Here is a 17,341-nt window from a genome sequence, read left to right as displayed (position 1 = left end):
TAAATTTTACAAAGACCTTAGTTTACCCGGCTGATGCAGAAGTCGATGACTTCAATCAGCGCATCCTTCTCAGGGCAGGCCTTCAACGGCGCTAAGGCATCGCGGGCAATTTCGCCGAAATGACGGGCACGCTGTACAGTGTCAGCGATTGCACCGTGCTTTGTCATCAGGCCAATGGCCTTTTCAAGCGAAGCGTCGTCGCTCGCACCTTCTTCAATTGCATGTTTCCAGAAAGCGCGTTCTTCATCAGTGCCGCGGCGATAGCTCAGGATCACTGGCAGTGTGATCTTGCCTTCGCGGAAATCATCGCCGGTGTTCTTGCCAAGATCGGCTGCCGAACCACCATAATCCAGCGCATCGTCAACAAGCTGGAAAGCGAGGCCAAGATTAAGACCGTAATCGCGCAGGGCTGCACGATCGGAAGGTTTCGCATCAGCAATGATCGGACCGACTTCGGCAGCAGCCGAGAACAGCGCTGCGGTTTTAGCCTTAATGACGGCCAGATACTCGTCTTCCGTGGTTTCCATGTTCTTGGCGGCAGCCAACTGCATCACTTCGCCTTCAGCAATAACCGAAGCGGAAGTTGCAAGAACATCAAGAGCATCGAGCGAGCCGACATCAACCATCATCTTGAAAGCCTGACCGAGCAGGAAGTCGCCAACCAGAACGCTTGCCTGGTTGCCCCAGATCATGCGCGCCGTGCTTTTACCGCGACGCAGATCGCTTTCATCGACCACATCGTCATGCAGAAGAGTAGCGGTATGCATGAATTCGACCGAGGTTGCGAGACGGACATGCCCGTCACCCTCATAGCCAAACATGCGGGCAGCAGCCAACGTCATCATTGGGCGGAGGCGCTTGCCACCAGATGAAATGAGATGGTTCGCCACTTCCGGGATCATCTCGACATCGGAGCCCGCACGGGACAGGATCATTTCGTTCACGCGGCCCATATCGGCCTTCGTCAGGTCGACCAGAGGCTGAACCGATCCTTCCCGCTTCTGTTTCCCGTCAAGATTCAAAACCACACCCAATGTCGTTACTCCTAGCTGCTGACCACACTATTTGTGCGGATCAGAATGCTCAAGACGCTTAACAGCCCCTGCAACGCCCAAGCTTTTTATTCAGAGCCTGTTCACCATTGAAGGAAGCAGTTGTCAATGCGGTCTATTGATTACACATTGTCGAAATGATCGAACTTATGCGCACAAATGATTCCGTTCTCCTGTCCGTTGCCGAAGCTCTTATGAAAGAGGCCGGCATCATTTACTTCATTGCCGACACCAATATGAGCATTCTCGAAGGTTCATTAGGCGTTATACCTAGGCGATTCCTCGTTGAGGAAGACCGATTGGACGAAGCCAGACGTTACCTGATCGATGCCGGTCTGGAACATGAACTCAAAGACCATGACGAATAACATTTCCGAGCGCGCACAGGATACCATGGAAGAAACGCTGGATGTGTTTCATCGTGGTGCATTTCATCTCGTGCAGCCCGCGATGAAAGGCCATCGGTCCGGTGTAGACGCAATGATTCTCGCAAGCAGCGTGCCAAATGGTTTCTCAGGCCGCCTTGCCGATCTCGGCAGTGGTGCAGGTGCTGCAGGCCTCGCGGTGGCTGCCCGCTGCAAGGACGCGCGCGCTACACTCATCGAACGCTCGGGCTTTATGCTTAACTTTGCGCATAAGAGCGTCAACCATCCACTAAATACCGCCTTGCGCGACCGTGTCGATATTCTGGAAGCCGATGTCTCACTGACCGGCAAGGCGCGGGCCAGCGCTGGCCTGATCGATAACAGCTTCGATTATGTCATCATGAACCCGCCTTTTAATGAGGCGAGCGACCGCTCGACACCTGATCCCTTGAAAGCTGAAGCGCATGTCATGCCCGAAGGCATGTTCGACCAATGGCTGCGCACCGCATCGGCGCTTCTGCGGCCCGGCGGCGGCGTTTCGATTATCGCACGCCCTGCTTCGCTCGCGCCGATATTGGAAGCGCTTGAGCGGCGTTTTGGCGGACTGAAGATCATTCCGATCCTGCCACGCCCTGACGCGGCGGCCATCCGCATCGTGATTACCGGCATTCGCGGTAGCCGTGCAGGCCTTTCGCTCATGCCAGCCCTTATTCTGCACGGCGATGCGGGTAATGATTTCACGCCACGCGCCACAGCCATTAATAATGGCCAGACTTCGCTGCTTTAGGAAAACCCGTGAAAAAATGTCTGAACGCGGTTGATCGCAACGACGGAAAGGCTCGGTTCGAACTCTTTGATCACAGAAACGGGCTTTATTCTTTTGAAGAAACCCAAGAGTTTCTGGATGAAGTGCCTGAGATTGGACCCTACACTTATTGGGGTACGGCTTACGCATCCGGGCTTTACAATGACCAGACCGAAGCCATGCGGGAAGCGAGAGCGCTGATCCAATGGCTTTCCGTGATTGAAACAAGCGAGGGCTTCATGGAAATCAGACCAGTCAAAATTGACGATGCGGATGGCATGAGCCGCGTTCTCAAAGAGATCATCGACGCAACCGGACTCCAGCGGGATTATGATCGCGACCATGTCATTGAGCGCTATATTTCCGATCCGAACCGGATCGAATGTCACGTAGCGGTTGCTGATGGCGAGATACTAGGTTTTCAATCACTGAAACATGCGACCGAAGACAATCCCTACGGCGTTGCAGTCGGCTGGGGAATTATCGGCACCCATGTCAGTCCGCGTGCTGCCCGCAAAGGCGTAGGATCGGCCCTATTCGCAGCAACCCGTCAGGCGGCGGAAGCGGCAGAGATCACTGATATCGACGCAACCATCGGTGCCGATAACGATATGGGCCTCGCCTATTATGAAGCGATGGGTTTTCGCACATATCGCACATCGGGCGACAGAATCTGTAAACAATATAGTTTGGAAAACTGAAGACATGCTTCTCATCGTTGGAACCATTCGCTTGCCGGCCGAAAAACTTGATGAAGCTCGACCAGTTATGCAGCGGATGATTGAAGCAAGTCGCGCAGAGGACGGCTGCCTTTCGTATTCTTATTCTCAAGATGTACTTGAAACAAACGTCATTCATGTAAAAGAGCTATGGCGCGATCGGGTTTCACTGGACAAACACTTCGTGTCTGACCACATAGGGAAGTGGCGTTCCGAATGGCCAAGACTTGGCATTACGGATCGCAACCTCACGCTCTACGAAGTAGACGCTCCGGAAATAACCTGAAAAGAAGAATAATGACGTCACATCCGAAGCCCGTCCGCCCCGTTTCCATCATGCGTCGCTTTCTCGACAGCGAATCTGCTGGTGGTATTGTTCTCATGGCCGCTGCAGCGCTCGCGCTGATCGTTGCGAATTCGCCTTTTTCCAAGACCTATTTCGGCGCATTGCAGTCCTATATTGGTCCACTCAGTCTTTCGCATTGGATCAATGATGCGCTGATGGCCGTCTTCTTTCTGCTGGTCGGACTTGAGATAAAACGTGAGTTTCTCGATGGCCAGCTTGCAAGCTGGCCTAATCGCATTTTGCCGGGCATAGCTGCCGCAGGCGGCGTCATCGTGCCCGCACTGATTTTCGTTGCCTTCAATTATAACGATCCTGAGAAAGTGCGCGGCTGGGCTGTACCGTCAGCCACCGACATCGCTTTCGCGCTTGGTGTTTTATCGCTACTCGGATCGCGCGTGCCGTCAAGCCTCAAGGTCTTTCTGGCGACGCTTGCCATTCTCGATGATCTGGCAGCAGTGATCATCATTGCGATCTTTTATACTGCTGAGATTTCCATGCCTTATCTGGGCGCAGCATTTGCAACGGCCGCCGTTCTGTTTGCTATGAACCGCATAGGCGTCTCGAAACTGCTACCCTATCTCATTGGCGCTGCCATATTGTGGTTCTTCGTGCTCAACTCCGGCGTTCATGCGACCGTCGCTGGCGTTGCCGCGGCTCTCATGATCCCGCTGAAGCCTGCCAAAGCGAAGCCGGATGATATGACTTCGCCACTTCATACGCTGGAGCACGCTCTGGCAAAACCTGTCGCTTTCTTCATCGTTCCAGTGTTCGGTTTTGCCAATGCCGGTATTTCGTTCACCGGAATGACGCCTTCCATCATCTTCGATACTCTGCCGCTTGGCATCATGCTCGGTCTTTTTGTCGGCAAACAGCTTGGCGTGTTTGGTGCTGCATGGCTCGCAATCAAAACGGGTCTGGCACAGCGGCCAATGGGCGCCAGCTGGGGGCAGATATATGGTGTTTCACTTCTTTGCGGCATCGGCTTCACGATGAGCATTTTTATCGGGCTTTTGTCCTATCAGTCGGAACTATTACAAGCCGAGACAAAAATCGGCGTTCTAACTGGCTCCGCACTCTCTGCAATATGTGGTTATGTACTGCTCAGAATGCTGGCCAAGCCGAAAAACTGACGAAAACAAAATGCCCGGAACGAAATTCCGGGCATTTTTCTTTGTGTTTGCCAATTTGCTTCCTACATTCGCTGCAACAAGTATTTTTCAGGTTGGAGTTTGATTTGTCAGGAATATTGTCCCGCTTCATTCCGCGTCGTTTTCGCAAAAAAGAGATTGAAATCCCTGTTGTGCGTTTGCATGGCGTGATCATGAGCGGCGGCTCATCGCTGCGCCCATCGCTGTCGCTCGCAAGTGCTTCCGCTGTGCTCGAAAAGGCCTTCACTGACAAGGAAACGCCAGCAGTCGCCATTTCCATCAATTCGCCCGGTGGCTCACCGGTGCAGTCACGCCTCATCTATCGTCGTATTCGCGATTTGGCAGACGAGCATCAGAAGCGAGTTTTTGTCTTTGTGGAAGATGCTGCTGCATCAGGCGGTTACATGATTGCGCTCGCAGGTGATGAGATCATCGCCGATCCGTCGTCGATTGTCGGCTCCATCGGCGTTGTTTCAGCGTCGTTCGGTTTCCCGGAGCTGCTTAAGAAAATCGGCGTCGAACGCCGTGTCTATACAGCAGGCCAAAACAAGTCGACGCTTGATCCGTTTCAGCCAGAGAAGGAAGCCGATATTGAACGTCTCAAATCGCTTCAGCTTGAAGTTCACCAGACCTTCATCGACATGGTGAAGGAGCGTCGCGGCAGCAAACTCGCCGATGACGAGAGCCTCTTCACCGGCTTATTCTGGACAGGCATTAAAGGCAAAGAACTGGGCCTCGTTGACGGACTTGGGGATATGCGCAGCTTCCTGCGCAAGACCTATGGTGACAAGGTGAAGCTCAAGCTGATTGAACCCAAGCGCGGACTACTCGGACGTAAGGCACCGGGTGTCGAAATAGCGCTTAGTGGCATTGATCCTGCTGCGATCGCAGCTAATCTCGGTGACGGCCTTCTGTCAGTCGCCGAAGAAAAGGCGCTCTGGGCGCGATATGGCCTTTGAAATTCATTGTTTCACCATGATATGATGCATAATCCTACAAAGTAGTGTTATGCTGCCTGCGAATAAGTTTCACTCCGTGATCCCGAAAAGGCCTTTCGGGAACCTATGCTAGCCTGAGGATTAGAGGCCATGCCCCAGCTTATCTTTCTGCTGTTGATACTCGCTGCCGCCTGGTACGGTTATCGCTCGTTCAAGCGCGAAGCGGTACGTGTTACCCAGCGCGTTCGTCGGGCAGAAAAAGAGGCCCAGAACCGCGCCCATGGCACACTGGTTCAGGACCCGAAGACGGGTGAATATTACGTCAAAAAAGACTAATATTAATTTCATTCTGAATGCATCATTCTGCTGAGGCTGCCACTCTGGATCGTCCTTCTGTTCATCGCGTGGCACCGGCCAAGGTTAATCTCGCGCTGCATGTGACAGGGCGTAGAGATGATGGCTATCATCTGCTCGATATGCTGGTCGTCTTTGCTGATTATGGCGACCGCATCACCATCGAAGAAGCCGACGAAGATAGTTTCAGCATTGGCGGGCGCTTCGCTCAAGGCATACCGCTTGATAGCGGCAATCTAGTCGTCAAGGCGCGCGACGCTTTGCGATCACATGCGGATCGCGCGCTTACCCCCGTTTCAATCCACTTAGAGAAGAACTTGCCCGTCGCGTCAGGCATCGGCGGTGGTTCCAGCGACGCGGCGGCAACGCTTCTCGCACTCAACGAAATCTGGCGGCTCAATCTGGACCTCGACACGCTGGCTGAACTCGGGCTCAATTTGGGCGCCGACCTTCCCATGTGTCTGCGTGGTGCCGCTCTCGGAGCACCGCTTGTTGCGCGTGGCATCGGTGAACAACTCACCGCAATACCGCAAATGCCATCGTTTCCGATACTGCTGGTCAATGATGGCACCGCTGTTGCGACGCCCGATGTCTTCCGTGCGTTGACAAAGCGTGACAACCAGCAGCTCCCGGCACCTGCACATGGCGATGTTGAAAGCATCTGCACATATCTCGGCTCAACCCGTAACGACCTTCTGCACGCAGCGCTGGCTCTTGCCCCGCAGATTAACGGTAAGCTTGATCTGCTACGTGCGCATGGCGCGCTTTATGCGCAAATGTCCGGCTCAGGCGCTACCTGCTTTGCAATCTTCAAAGATCAGCAAAGCGCGGATGCCGCCGCATCTCAAATCCTGGCGAAAAATCCCAACTGGTTCGTGGTTTCAAGCCAAACAGCTCCGTCAGCGCTCTGACAAAACGGTCATTTTCTCGCCTCACACTGTTCACATATACTTGAATAAACCGTGTTGTCTTGGACATTTTGCCCGTTTCAAGGGTTTATTGTCTACTCTTTGAGATACAATCTGTGAACCAAACGGTAGCTAGGCGCAGCCGATTGAAAGGCCTATCTCTTGGTCATCGAAACGACGAACACAACGTCGCTTCACAAAACCAAGGAGATAGAAAATGAAAAAGTTTGCTCTTGCTGCCGTAGCCGTTGCCCTTAGCGCCGGTGCAGCTTTCGCTGAAAATCCAAATGTTGGCACCCCTGCCGATCTTTATGCAAATGACCGCACACCAGTTGCAGCCCAGCAGGTCGATCACACTGCAACCGCTTCGATTGGTCAGTCTTCGTTTCAGGACGGTTCGGCTCATCGCTTCGGTGATGCATCGCCTTCGAGCTTCCAGAACTAAGCCCAGCTTACCAAACCGCGTTTCAATCTGACTACATCAGATCAACGCATACGAGTTATCTCCCCGGTGGATGGCATTGGTGCCACCCCGGTGCCCCGGAAGCACTGATGCCATCCAAAGGGCGATGAAGAAGGAATAGAAAAATGAAAAAGTTTGCTCTTGCTGCCGTAGCCGTTGCTCTTAGCGCCGGTGCAGCTTTCGCTGAAAACCCACATGTTGGTGAACCTGCCGATCTTTATGCAAATGACCGCACGCCAGTTGCAACACAGCAGGTTGATAACACTGCAACCGCTTCTATCGGTCAGACGACCACTTATCAGGACGGTTCTGCTCATCGCTTTGGCGACGCATCGCCTTCAAGCTATCAGAACTAATATCGGCGCAAGCCGGTAGAATACAAAAAGGCGAAGCCCTCAGGCTCCGCCTTTTGTTGTTTTTGGTGGTAAAATCTGATGCGGAAGCCGGATTGGCTTGAGTCGTTTCAAGACAGCGCCAGGAACGCCTCCATCTCCGACTACGGGTCGAATTGTTATGACGGGCGCCAGAAGCCCATTATCGAGTGAAGGTTTCGCGCCCAAAAGCTTACCCATCAGGCCTAAATCCTGAGGCGATGAAAACCGCGCAGGCGATTGGCTCATTTCCATATGCCGACGCACCGCGTCTTCCCAACCGTCTGCAAGAATAGCACCCGGTTTCAGCAACAAAAGCCAGTCCGCTCGCAGATCATCAAAAGCCGACTGCAAATCCGTTTCGTCGTAAAGTGAGCAACCTGCCCCCTCTGCAACCAACCTTGTCTCGTCAGTGGACGCCTTATCCACAACGACAACACGACGCAATAGCCCTTCCACAACTGCCGGCACCAGTGCTGACAGTGTTTGGGCCAGAAGCCCCTCAGAATTTCGCGTGAAAATCAGAACTGATAACATGCTTTCTTTTATATCAAGGCCGCGTGATCGAAAAGCTTTCGGATTATATGTTCTTGCTTTGTTCCCGACGTTGGATTACGAATAGATTCTGAAACGAGAGAGTCGGTTATGGAAATTATCCAGCAGGCAGACAAGGCAGCATTCGGAACAGGACGGGCGGAACATGCCAACGCGCTTGTCGGTGAAGCAGGCCTGCGCATTGACCACTCGCGACGTCGTGGGCGCGGTGCAGGCATCAATCCTAGCGGCCGGTTCGAACCAACCACACGACACGAATTTGATGATGGCTGGGAGACACTTGAAGACCTGCCACCTTTCAAGACGGATGTTCAGGTTGAGAAGCCCCGCACCATCATCACGCGCAATGATTCACCGGATATCAGCTTCGACCGTTCGATTAACCCTTATCGCGGTTGCGAGCATGGTTGTATTTACTGTTTTGCGCGGCCAACACATAGCTATATGGGGCTTTCAGCCGGACTTGATTTCGAGGCGCGTCTGTTCGCCAAACCAGATGCACCACGCCTGCTGGAGCGTGAACTGGCAAAACCCGGCTATCAGGCCAAGACCATAGCAATTGGCACCAATACCGATCCATATCAGCCCATCGAGAAAAAATGGCGCGTAATGCGCGAGATTCTTGAAGTGCTGGAGGCTGCCAATCATCCTGTCGGCATCGTCACCAAGTCAGCTCTGGTCGTGCGGGATATTGATATCCTGTCTCGCATGGCTGAAAAAGGGCTGGCCAAGGTAGCGCTTTCAGTCACCACGCTTGATGCCAATCTTGCGCGCACAATGGAGCCCCGCGCATCAACGCCGACTTTGCGCCTGCAGGCCATTCGCAAGCTCGCCGATGCCGGCATTCCGTCGAATGTGATGATGGGACCGATTATACCCGGCATCAACGATCATGAGATTGAGCGTATTTTGGATGCAGCTTACGCACAGGGCGCACGCGAAGCAGGCTATGTACTGCTCCGTTTACCGCTTGAAGTAGCCCCTTTGTTCAAAGATTGGCTGCTGCGCAATTATCCTGATCGCTACCGCCATGTCATGTCGCTCGTCCGCTCCATGCGTGACGGGAAAGACTACGATGCCGAATGGGGCAAGCGTATGCGTGGAACAGGCCCTTATGCTTGGCAGATTGGCCGTCGCTTCGAGATCGCTGCACGCAAGCTCGGCTTCAATTCAAAGCGTATTCCCCTGCGCACGGATCTGTTTGAGCCTGTTGAGAAGGGTGGCAAACAGCTTTCGCTTTTTTAAGCGGCACTACTTCTGGATATCGGCGCTCCTATCATCAAAGTGAGGTGAAAGAGCCCTGTGTCTTGTTGGCTTTAAGTGTGCATGAGTTGTCAGTTGTGAGTTTGATCCCCGTCTGGTTTTTTCAGGCGGAAGGCCCCTGCTTTTACGCCACTATCCTCGGCAGGGACCTTGCGGAGAATCAGAAGCAATGCGAGCATTGCCGCCAAATGAAACGCTTGAGTTCTGATTCTCCGCTCCTCTTTGAAATCCCGCTTGCCCCCGACTTCTCCGAAGAGAGAAGGCATATGTCGCGAGGGCTTCGCCATATTGCAGGCATTGATGAAGCTGGCCGCGGCCCACTCGCCGGTCCGGTCGTTGCGGCGACGGTGGTGCTTGATCCGAATGACCTGCCAGAAGGGCTAGATGATTCAAAGCGGTTGAAAGCTGCCAAGCGCGACGCGCTTTACGAAATCATCCTCGCCAAAGCACTGACCGTTTCTGTTGCAAGCCTAAGCGCGCGAAGTATAGACGCCAGTGACATTCGTAAAGCAGCGCTTGAAGCAATGCGCCGTTCATTGATGGGGCTGACACTCAGCCCGGATCATGCCTTGATTGACGGACGCGATGTGCCGCCCGGTTTGCCCTGCCCCGGTTCTGCATTGGTGAAAGGCGATCAACGTTCTATTTCAATTGCGGCCGCATCAATCGTTGCGAAAGTTACACGTGACCGAATGATGATCCGTGCCGGTCTAGCCCATCCACCATACAGTCTCGAGGTACATGCTGGTTACGGTACGGCCAAGCATCGAGCGGCTATTGAGACAGATGGGCCGGTGCCCGGCATCCACCGCTATACGTTCGCGCCGATCAAAGGGCGCTATAGTGTCTAAATCATAGATCAATGAAAGGCTTAAACCGTCGCCAGTTTGGCTGCAAAGCCAAAAAGCAGAGCCGCAAAGCCCCAACGCTGAATAGATTGTATGACCGGATATCGCTTGAACAGGTTGCCGAGTGACGATCCTGCAAAGGCATAGATCGTATCGAACGACAGCCCGACGATGGTCATCATCCCACCCAGAAATGCAAACTGCATCATGATACTGCCTCTGTCTGGATGAACGAACTGCGGCAATAGAACCGAGCAGAAAAGCAAAGCTTTCGGGTTCAGCAGATTGGTGAGTAAACCCTTACGGGCGGACGCCAAATAAGAGCGTCGTTCAATGCCGTTGGTTGCTGTATCGAGGGACGCCAATGGGTGACGCAAGATGCCGATCGCAATCCAGACCAGATAACAGGCACTCACGATCCGCAAGAATTGAAACGCGATTGGAAATGCGTGCAGGAGAGCGGCCAAACCAAATGCAGCGAGCAGGACGTGGCAAGCACGGGCCGTTGCAAGCCCTGCGGCAGCAGCTAGTGCATGAGCTCTGCCCTGCGCCGCTCCCGTCTGTAGAAGCAGAATCATGTCCGGCCCAGGAAGAAGAAATGCAGCCGCCAGTGCGCTTGCAAATAACCACGTCTCGCTCATCAATATCGCCCCGAACAGCTAAAATTCACGCAGCTGCCATCGGGTTGGCTCATTGCATATGATGAATGAGCTACAGCTGATAGAGCTTTCCGAAGCTAACTCGTAAGTGCAGTCCGTGTCCTTGCGTTTTATGGTGCGGAGTGGATCGAAGTTGATATAATCTGCCAATATGACTTTTCAGAATGGTGGCTTATGCCAAAATTAAAACTAGACGCAACGGACCGTAAGATACTCGCTGCACTGCAAGACGATGCGCGTCTTTCAAACGTTCAGCTTGCCGATAAAATAGGGCTATCCCCTTCCCCGTGTTTGCGACGAGTCAAACTCCTCGAAAAAGCTGGCGTCATTCAAGGCTACCACGCGGCACTCGACCGCAATGCCATAGGACTGGGACTGACTGTCTTTGTTGGCATCCGTGTAGAGCGCCATCATGAGGAAACAGCAACAGCATTCCGTACGTCAGTGCAGAACCTGCCTGAAGTCTTTTCCTGCCATCTTGTATCGGGAGAATCCGACTTCCTGTTGCAAGTCGTCGTGGCTGACCTCGCAGCCTATGAACGCTTTCTAACCGGCACTTTATTGCGCCTTCCAGGCGTTATAGATATCCGCAGCAATTTCGCGATCCAGACGGTCAAGGCTCAAGGGGAACTGGCGCTCAGCCAACTCGCTGAACCGGACGGGGATTAAGAACTGCTTCCTTGAAAAAGAAGACAGAACAGAAAACAAAAACGCCGCCCTTTTGAGGCGGCGTTTCTTAAAACTATCAAATTGCCGAACTTAGTTCAGGTTGGTCTTAACCTGACCGAGTGCATCCTTGAACAAGGTACCTGCAACCTTTGCGTCGACCTTGTCGGCAACGATCTTGCCAGCAGCGGCTACTGCCAGATCAACAGCCGAAGCGCGAACTGCATTGATTGCGTCGGTTTCAGCAGTTGCAATCTTCTGCTCAGCAAGCTTGTTGCGGCGAACAACATATTCTTCGGTCGCACGCTTGGCATCTTCAAGAAGAGCCTTGGCTTCGCGTTCAGCGGCGGCAACGATGTCGCCAGCTTCTTTTTCCGCTTCCTTGCGCTTGCGATGATATTCAGCAAGAAGCTGTTGTGCTTCTTCGCGCAGGGTGCGGGCTTCTTCCAGTTCTTTCTTGATATTCTCGGCACGCTCATCAAGCGAACGACCGATCATACCTGGAACCTTCAAGTAAACAATCAGAGCAATGAAGAGAAGAAGAGCAATAAATGCCCAAAATGTTGAATCCATTTTCGTCTCCTCAGGCGTTTGCGGTTTTGACTGCTGCTGTTACGTCAGCCTTGTCGGCCTTGGTACCCAGGAGCTGTTCAACAATCGCAGACGTGGTTTCTTCAGCGATCGTACCGACATCGCTCATGGCCTTGGCCTTGATTGCGGCGATACGTTCTTCAGCTTCTGCCAGCTTGCTTTCAAGAGCAGCTTCCGCAGTCGCACGTTCTGCGTCTGCTTCGCCTTTGCCTTTTTCGCGAGCAGCTTCGGCAATCGAAGCAGCCTTGGTGCGGGCAGCGGCTAGTTCCTGCTCATAGGCAGCAATAGCGTTGTCTGCATCCTGCTTAAGGCGGGCAGCCTGCTCGAGATCCTGTGCGATACGGTCACGACGGTTTTCGATCACGCCACCGATGCGTGGGAGAACCACACGCGACAGGAACAGATAGAAAAGGCCGAAAGTGATCGCCAGCCACAGAAGCTGCGATGCATAATGGGTGGAATCAAACGGCGGGAATACGCCGCTGCCGTGTCCGGCATCGTGCGCGACCCCGGTTTCGGTGTGCACAGCATCGGCTGCGCCGTGCTCGCCAGCAGCAGGTGCCGGTTGCGATTCGGTGGCGGTTTGGGCAAACGCCGTGGACACGAACATCCAGATTTCCCCTTTAATCCAGCATATTCTTACCAGAAAGAATTTCCGGCATTAAACATGCTCACTCAGACTTCATATGCAAAGGCCAGCCGCGCTGCATTTTAAGATACAGATCGCGGCAGGCCAGTTTCTTGCGACTGTTTATTAAACAGCGAAGAGGAGCAGAAGCGCGATGAGCAGCGAGAAGATGCCCAGAGCTTCCGTCACAGCGAAACCGAATACCAGACGGCCGAACTGGCTGTCAGCAGCGGATGGGTTACGCAGAGCGCCCGAGAGATAGCTACCGAAAATGTTGCCGAGGCCGAGAGCCGTACCGGCCATACCGAAACAGGCGAGACCGGCGCCGATGTACTTTGCTGCTTCCGCTTCCATGTTAAAGCTCCTTCTGGATTGCAAATTAGTGCGGATTTCTGTTCTGGCGGAAACCCGCCGGCGAGAACCTTAGTGACCCGGATGTACTGCGTCGTTGATGTACATGCAGGTAAGAACGGTGAAGACGTAGGCCTGGAGGAATGCAACCAGGAACTCAAGCGCGGTGATCGCGACCGTCATGATGAGAGGCAGGATAGCGCCGCCAACACCCAGTGCACCAAGCGAGCTCAGCGAGACAACGAAGCCTGCGAAAACCTTGAGCGTGATGTGGCCTGCCAGCATGTTCGCGAAAAGACGAACCGAGAGGCTGATTGGGCGCGAGAGGAACGAAATGATTTCAATGGCAACAACCAGCGGCACGATGATGCCCGGAACGCCGCTTGGTACGAACAGCTTGAGGAAGCCGAGACCATGTTTATAGAAACCGTAGATGATGACTGTACCGATAACCAGCAAAGAAAGAGCGAAGGTTACGATGATCTGGCTTGTGACCGTGTAGAAATAAGGGAACAGGCCAATGAAGTTTGCGACGAGCACGAACATGAACAGCGAGAAAACAAAGGGGAAGAACTTCATACCCTTTGAGCCAGCTGAATCTCTCAAGCTGGACGCCACAAATTCATATGCCATTTCCGAAACCGACTGAAGGCGGCTTGGAACCAGACCACGGCTCGACGATGTGAAGTAGAGGAAGCCTGATGCAAGCACCACAGTTGCGACCATGAAAGCCGAAACATTGGTAAACGACAGGTCCAAACCACCGACGTCGATAGGAATCAACCGGGAAACCTGGAACTGATGGATCGGATCGTTGGCCAACTTAACCTCGTCTGTCGTTCCTGCCCTAAGGCGTTTCAGTCTCGGGCGAACCGCCCGCTTTGTCTCAAATGTCTATACGCGAACATTTTCGTGATGTCCGCGAAGACTTATTCCTTATCGCTCTTTTCCACGCTAGACTTAATGTTGCCTTGATCGGCGACATAACCTGCGGAACGGAGCACATTGAGGGTGCCTGCACCGAAGCCTAGAAGGAGAAATACGATTAACCCCCATGGCGACGTGCCCGCGTAGCGATCAAGAGCCCAACCAATTACCGCACCAACCACGATACCAGCGATAAACTCACTGGAGAGTTTCATGGCCTGCGCGACGGAACTGGATGTTTCCGACCGCTCATCCTCGGAAGCCGGTGTCTTGAGTACACCTTTTTTGGCCAATTCGACCTCAAGGCGATTCAAACGCTGATCCAGCCCCCCGGAAACAGTTTTGCTGTCCACATTCCTGCTTTGACCGGGTGTTTTTCCCGGCTCAGTGCCGCTCGTCATTGGCAGCTCCTTTTTGCAAGAAATGCGGGCGCTACAAGCCCATTTCCAAGTTGCGCGCAACATATTGACACACCGCCCGCTAGTCAAGGCAGTCAAGCAGTTGCTTCAGAAGGTTTTTTCTCTTGGAAATACAATAATTTAGCTATTGGTGCGACTCATTTTCCGATCAAAGTCGGAGAACAGGCGGCAATTCGGCCTCAAAATTGGAATCGAATTGGGCGAAAGTCAGCACATAGATTCATCATTGTGCACGCGTTTCAAGCGACCCTTCAGACAAATAAATGTGTCCGAAAGTGATCGCACCCATGCTGTCGCTTATCAGCTCCAACCGCCGCCATAGGTGCGATAGAACACATGAAGGCCAATCTTGGTCATCTTCTTCATGGTCGGCGCCCAGAATGGGCTGACATAGGTTGCATGATAATGGGTGGATGAACCAACTTCCGGCAACCAGATCTGGCCTGCAGTCACAGTCTTTGCCACCTGCTGTGCAAGACGCCATTGCGGAATCTCGGTTACACGATGCTTCTGACCGTCACAGGCGAAGGAAAACTGGCAGGCATTGAGCCAGTTCCGGTTTTGATAGACAACGCCGCAGATCGTGCCGGGATAAGCAGGATTACGCACACGATTGAGCACTACCTGAGCAACAGCCACCTGCCCTTTGACGTTTTCTCCGCGCGCTTCGTAGTAAACCGCTTCGGCGAGGCACTTCTGCTCTTTGGTTCCAAATGATTCTGCAGGCAGAGGCGTTGCAGCCCATGCATGATCCTGATCGCTGATTGGCGGCACGAAGCGGCCTGCATCGGCCTCCGGTGTCAGAATGCTCTCGAAGGGAGAGGTTTTGCCATAGTCAGGCTTAGAAGGCGCATAGCCCAACGCGAGAACGTCGGGCTGATCATTGTTGATTAGCTTTGCCAGTTGCACCGGCATGTCCGGTTTGGGCTTGGGCGGTTTGACCGCATGAAACGCCATTGCGATTTCGACCTCCTTGCCCTCGACACTGGACTTGGAGAAAGCCATACGCGCATCAATCTTCTCACGAGGGGCAGTAATCATGCTGATCTTCTCAAACATGCTACCTGCGTTGAAAGTCCGCGCGGGAGCTTTCGGCTTCACAGAGACAAGACGACCGGTCTTATCGGAGCGATTGATGCGGTTTTCATCGGGATTGGGATCGTCAACACCCAGCTTGGCAGTCTTCCTGCCACCCGAAAGCGCTACGCGACCAATACCCGGAACTTCGATACCGCTGCTGGCGATGCTGCCAGTGACGGTCGTGGCATCGACAAAGGGCATTTCTGCCTGATGGAGCGATCCGACGGGAGCTTTGGCAACAAACGCGGTCCAGCGATGACCGGCTACATCAGCCGTCGGAACAAGGCTGGCCATGTCCTGAAAGGCGATTGCGTTGGAATTGAAGAGATAGGTAATTGCCGCCAGAACCAGCGGCACGAGACGATGCGGCTTATGCAGCACCTGACGCGGTTTTGCGCGTACGGCGTAATAGCGACCATCCTCCGGGCAATAGCCCGTGACCGGATAGTGCCATACCGGCTCGGCTACGGCCTTCGACCGGCCAAACAGCGCTCGTATGGAACCAAAACGCACCGCAAACTCCACTCGCAACGATTACTTAACTATAGCGAATAATGGAGTATTAACCTTGATGGATCGTTAACGCGCCTTTGTTTACCCTTTGAAAAGATTGATTAATTTTGAATTAACGGCATTTAATGGCTGTTTGTTTTCATTTGCTTTTTTAGCCTTCTCAATAGCAAATATGCGCAGGGTGAAACGCCTGCGCTTTAACTCGGATGCCGAAGGAATTTTGAATAATGGGCAAAAAGCGATCGAAAGTTCTTATATTGGCGCTGGTAGCCCTCCCCTTTGCGGCTCCAATAGTGAATGCTCAGACGCCAGAGCGCACAATCATTCTTGCTGATACGGTGAAGTTAACGCGTTGGGCTGACATTCATCAGGTGCCTGACCCGGCACACAATGACCCTTACTATCATCTGGAAGTGTTCGAGCATAAGAAAGGGGCTAAGCCCTGGGTGTTCAAACGGCTCGCTCACCATATGGTCATTACGCCCGACGCACTCGATAAGAGTCGCACTCAGAAGCAAGCCAAAACCTATGCCTATAAGGATGTGGAGTTTTGGATCACGTACAAGCATTGGCGCGACAACCCAGAAAGCCGCGCCCAGACACCTGTTTGTGAGACAACAATCATTGACTGCCTGCGAAACTAACCTGAGTTATTCATAGGCTGAATCGAAGAAGGCCTTCTCAAGCTCTACGGCGCGCTGAAAAAAGCTACGGCATTCTGCTTCCTTCTGAGGCCCAACTCGATCGAGTTCTGATCTCAGAAAAGCAACAAAATCTGAAAAATAAGGGTTGTCGTGTAAAACAATCCACTCAGAGAAAACAAAACTTTCGGGTAGGTTCTTGGGAGCCTTTTGCGCCCAATCAAGATAAAGCCATTCTGCAACCGTCAGAACGGAGAGGCAGGCGGCATACGAACCCGAAGTCGCAGCTTCCAGCATTAATGCTTTAAAGGCTGCGGTTGGTTCCGCGTCTGGTGCATCATAACGTTCAACATGGCTTACATCGAGCGCAGCAAAAGCGCGTTCAAAATAAGAATTTTCGTCATTACTAATCATGCCGATGAAGCGCCCAAGTGTCAGCTTGGCATTCATATTATCGCAATTGACGAGTACGCCGCCCAGAAGCGACAGGAAGCAATTGATAAAGCGATGATCCTGAACGAGATAGCGCTTCATAACTTCCTGTGGAACAGAGCCATCAAACATTTCCTGCACCAAACGGTGTTGAACGGCCTCGGACCAGAATGGCTCAGCGCTTTTGCGCAAATTTTCGGAAAATCGTTCCGATTTTTGTTCAGTGATTATCGACATAAGTGGGCCTTGGCTCCGCATTCTTGAGGACTTCAAGTAAGCTTAGCCGCCCATCCCGATCA

The 17,341-nt window shown here is 53.0% G+C and carries 24 protein-coding genes; 14 read left to right on the top strand and 10 right to left on the bottom strand.

Translation table 11 applies throughout. The features are described from left to right. Positions 1 to 17: 17 nt before the first annotated feature. Positions 18 to 1,034, bottom strand: a complete 1,017-nt coding sequence (locus tag CEV34_RS09445) for a polyprenyl synthetase family protein (protein ID WP_007873698.1) — start codon at positions 1,032 to 1,034, stop codon at positions 18 to 20. Positions 1,035 to 1,189: 155 nt separating this feature from the next. On the opposite strand from CEV34_RS09445, the gene CEV34_RS09440 reads away from it, so the two are divergent. From CEV34_RS09440 to CEV34_RS09395, 10 genes are all read left to right on the top strand, one after another. After that, positions 1,190 to 1,420, top strand: a complete 231-nt coding sequence (locus CEV34_RS09440) for a putative signal transducing protein (RefSeq protein ID WP_007873690.1) — start codon at positions 1,190 to 1,192, stop codon at positions 1,418 to 1,420. Beyond that, entirely contained in the window at positions 1,410 to 2,204 is a 795-nt protein-coding gene (locus CEV34_RS09435) for a tRNA1(Val) (adenine(37)-N6)-methyltransferase (RefSeq protein WP_374891495.1), read from the top strand. Before CEV34_RS09440 ends, CEV34_RS09435 begins: the two co-directional genes overlap by 11 nt. A gap of 8 nt (positions 2,205 to 2,212) precedes the next feature. Then, complete coding sequence (locus tag CEV34_RS27700; protein WP_007873685.1) at positions 2,213 to 2,923, top strand: GNAT family N-acetyltransferase; 711 nt, start codon at positions 2,213 to 2,215, stop codon at positions 2,921 to 2,923. A 4-nt stretch (positions 2,924 to 2,927) separates the two neighbouring features. Continuing rightward, positions 2,928 to 3,227, top strand: a complete 300-nt coding sequence (locus tag CEV34_RS09425; RefSeq protein ID WP_007873683.1) for a putative quinol monooxygenase — start codon at positions 2,928 to 2,930, stop codon at positions 3,225 to 3,227. A gap of 11 nt (positions 3,228 to 3,238) precedes the next feature. Beyond that, positions 3,239 to 4,417 carry a Na+/H+ antiporter NhaA gene (gene nhaA, locus CEV34_RS09420; protein ID WP_007873682.1) on the top strand — a complete coding sequence of 393 codons (1,179 nt, stop codon included), beginning with the start codon at positions 3,239 to 3,241 and terminating at the stop codon, positions 4,415 to 4,417. 104 nt (positions 4,418 to 4,521) lie between these two features. Then, a complete protein-coding gene (locus CEV34_RS09415; protein ID WP_007873681.1) occupies positions 4,522 to 5,394 on the top strand; it encodes a S49 family peptidase in 873 nt (290 codons plus the stop codon). 129 nt (positions 5,395 to 5,523) lie between these two features. Beyond that, entirely contained in the window at positions 5,524 to 5,709 is a 186-nt protein-coding gene (locus CEV34_RS09410) for a hypothetical protein (protein ID WP_007873680.1), read from the top strand. Positions 5,710 to 5,726: 17 nt separating this feature from the next. Beyond that, positions 5,727 to 6,638, top strand: coding sequence for a 4-(cytidine 5'-diphospho)-2-C-methyl-D-erythritol kinase (locus tag CEV34_RS09405; RefSeq protein ID WP_007873678.1), 912 nt, complete (start codon positions 5,727 to 5,729; stop codon positions 6,636 to 6,638). A 214-nt stretch (positions 6,639 to 6,852) separates the two neighbouring features. Then, on the top strand, positions 6,853 to 7,080 hold the full coding sequence (locus CEV34_RS09400; protein ID WP_007873677.1) for a hypothetical protein: 228 nt from the start codon (positions 6,853 to 6,855) through the stop codon (positions 7,078 to 7,080). A 143-nt stretch (positions 7,081 to 7,223) separates the two neighbouring features. Beyond that, positions 7,224 to 7,454 (top strand): hypothetical protein, encoded by a 231-nt coding sequence (locus tag CEV34_RS09395; RefSeq protein WP_064320232.1) that lies wholly within the window; start codon positions 7,224 to 7,226, stop codon positions 7,452 to 7,454. A 39-nt stretch (positions 7,455 to 7,493) separates the two neighbouring features. On the opposite strand, the gene CEV34_RS09390 is transcribed toward CEV34_RS09395, so the two are convergent. Further along, complete coding sequence (locus CEV34_RS09390; RefSeq protein ID WP_007873674.1) at positions 7,494 to 8,006, bottom strand: glycosyltransferase family protein; 513 nt, start codon at positions 8,004 to 8,006, stop codon at positions 7,494 to 7,496. Positions 8,007 to 8,114: 108 nt separating this feature from the next. Between CEV34_RS09390 and CEV34_RS09385 the strand changes: the two genes are divergently transcribed. Together CEV34_RS09385 and CEV34_RS09380 are read left to right on the top strand one after the other, a co-directional pair. Beyond that, entirely contained in the window at positions 8,115 to 9,269 is a 1,155-nt protein-coding gene (locus tag CEV34_RS09385; protein ID WP_007873672.1) for a PA0069 family radical SAM protein, read from the top strand. Between the two features lie 206 nt (positions 9,270 to 9,475). Further along, a complete protein-coding gene (locus tag CEV34_RS09380) occupies positions 9,476 to 10,138 on the top strand; it encodes a ribonuclease HII (RefSeq protein WP_007873669.1) in 663 nt (220 codons plus the stop codon). Positions 10,139 to 10,158: 20 nt separating this feature from the next. Here CEV34_RS09380 and CEV34_RS09375 read toward each other — a convergent pair whose 3' ends face one another. After that, a complete protein-coding gene (locus tag CEV34_RS09375; RefSeq protein WP_007873668.1) occupies positions 10,159 to 10,776 on the bottom strand; it encodes a LysE family translocator in 618 nt (205 codons plus the stop codon). Positions 10,777 to 10,968: 192 nt separating this feature from the next. Between CEV34_RS09375 and CEV34_RS09370 the strand changes: the two genes are divergently transcribed. After that, positions 10,969 to 11,463, top strand: coding sequence for an Lrp/AsnC family transcriptional regulator (locus tag CEV34_RS09370; RefSeq protein WP_007873667.1), 495 nt, complete (start codon positions 10,969 to 10,971; stop codon positions 11,461 to 11,463). A gap of 90 nt (positions 11,464 to 11,553) precedes the next feature. Here CEV34_RS09370 and CEV34_RS09365 read toward each other — a convergent pair whose 3' ends face one another. From CEV34_RS09365 to CEV34_RS09340, 6 genes are all read right to left on the bottom strand, one after another. Then, entirely contained in the window at positions 11,554 to 12,033 is a 480-nt protein-coding gene (locus CEV34_RS09365; RefSeq protein ID WP_007873666.1) for a F0F1 ATP synthase subunit B, read from the bottom strand. A 10-nt stretch (positions 12,034 to 12,043) separates the two neighbouring features. Further along, the gene (locus CEV34_RS09360) at positions 12,044 to 12,661 is read right to left on the bottom strand and encodes a F0F1 ATP synthase subunit B (protein WP_007873665.1); all 618 of its coding nucleotides are present in this window, start codon (positions 12,659 to 12,661) and stop codon (positions 12,044 to 12,046) included. A gap of 144 nt (positions 12,662 to 12,805) precedes the next feature. After that, the gene (locus tag CEV34_RS09355; protein WP_007632966.1) at positions 12,806 to 13,033 is read right to left on the bottom strand and encodes a F0F1 ATP synthase subunit C; all 228 of its coding nucleotides are present in this window, start codon (positions 13,031 to 13,033) and stop codon (positions 12,806 to 12,808) included. A gap of 69 nt (positions 13,034 to 13,102) precedes the next feature. Next, a complete protein-coding gene (locus CEV34_RS09350) occupies positions 13,103 to 13,852 on the bottom strand; it encodes a F0F1 ATP synthase subunit A (RefSeq protein ID WP_007873664.1) in 750 nt (249 codons plus the stop codon). Positions 13,853 to 13,959: 107 nt separating this feature from the next. After that, the gene (locus CEV34_RS09345) at positions 13,960 to 14,358 is read right to left on the bottom strand and encodes an AtpZ/AtpI family protein (RefSeq protein ID WP_039859526.1); all 399 of its coding nucleotides are present in this window, start codon (positions 14,356 to 14,358) and stop codon (positions 13,960 to 13,962) included. Between the two features lie 318 nt (positions 14,359 to 14,676). Further along, complete coding sequence (locus tag CEV34_RS09340; protein WP_007873662.1) at positions 14,677 to 15,969, bottom strand: cell wall hydrolase; 1,293 nt, start codon at positions 15,967 to 15,969, stop codon at positions 14,677 to 14,679. Between the two features lie 227 nt (positions 15,970 to 16,196). Between CEV34_RS09340 and CEV34_RS09335 the strand changes: the two genes are divergently transcribed. After that, the gene (locus tag CEV34_RS09335; protein WP_007873661.1) at positions 16,197 to 16,613 is read left to right on the top strand and encodes a DUF5086 family protein; all 417 of its coding nucleotides are present in this window, start codon (positions 16,197 to 16,199) and stop codon (positions 16,611 to 16,613) included. Positions 16,614 to 16,619: 6 nt separating this feature from the next. On the opposite strand, the gene CEV34_RS09330 is transcribed toward CEV34_RS09335, so the two are convergent. Next, positions 16,620 to 17,279, bottom strand: coding sequence for a TenA family protein (locus CEV34_RS09330; RefSeq protein WP_007873660.1), 660 nt, complete (start codon positions 17,277 to 17,279; stop codon positions 16,620 to 16,622). Positions 17,280 to 17,341: the final 62 nt, after the last annotated feature.

The sequence above is a fragment of the Brucella pseudogrignonensis genome (assembly GCF_002252525.1).
GTDB classification, from domain to species: Bacteria; Pseudomonadota; Alphaproteobacteria; order Rhizobiales; family Rhizobiaceae; genus Brucella; species Brucella pseudogrignonensis.
This window is presented reverse-complemented; position numbering and strand designations above follow the sequence as displayed.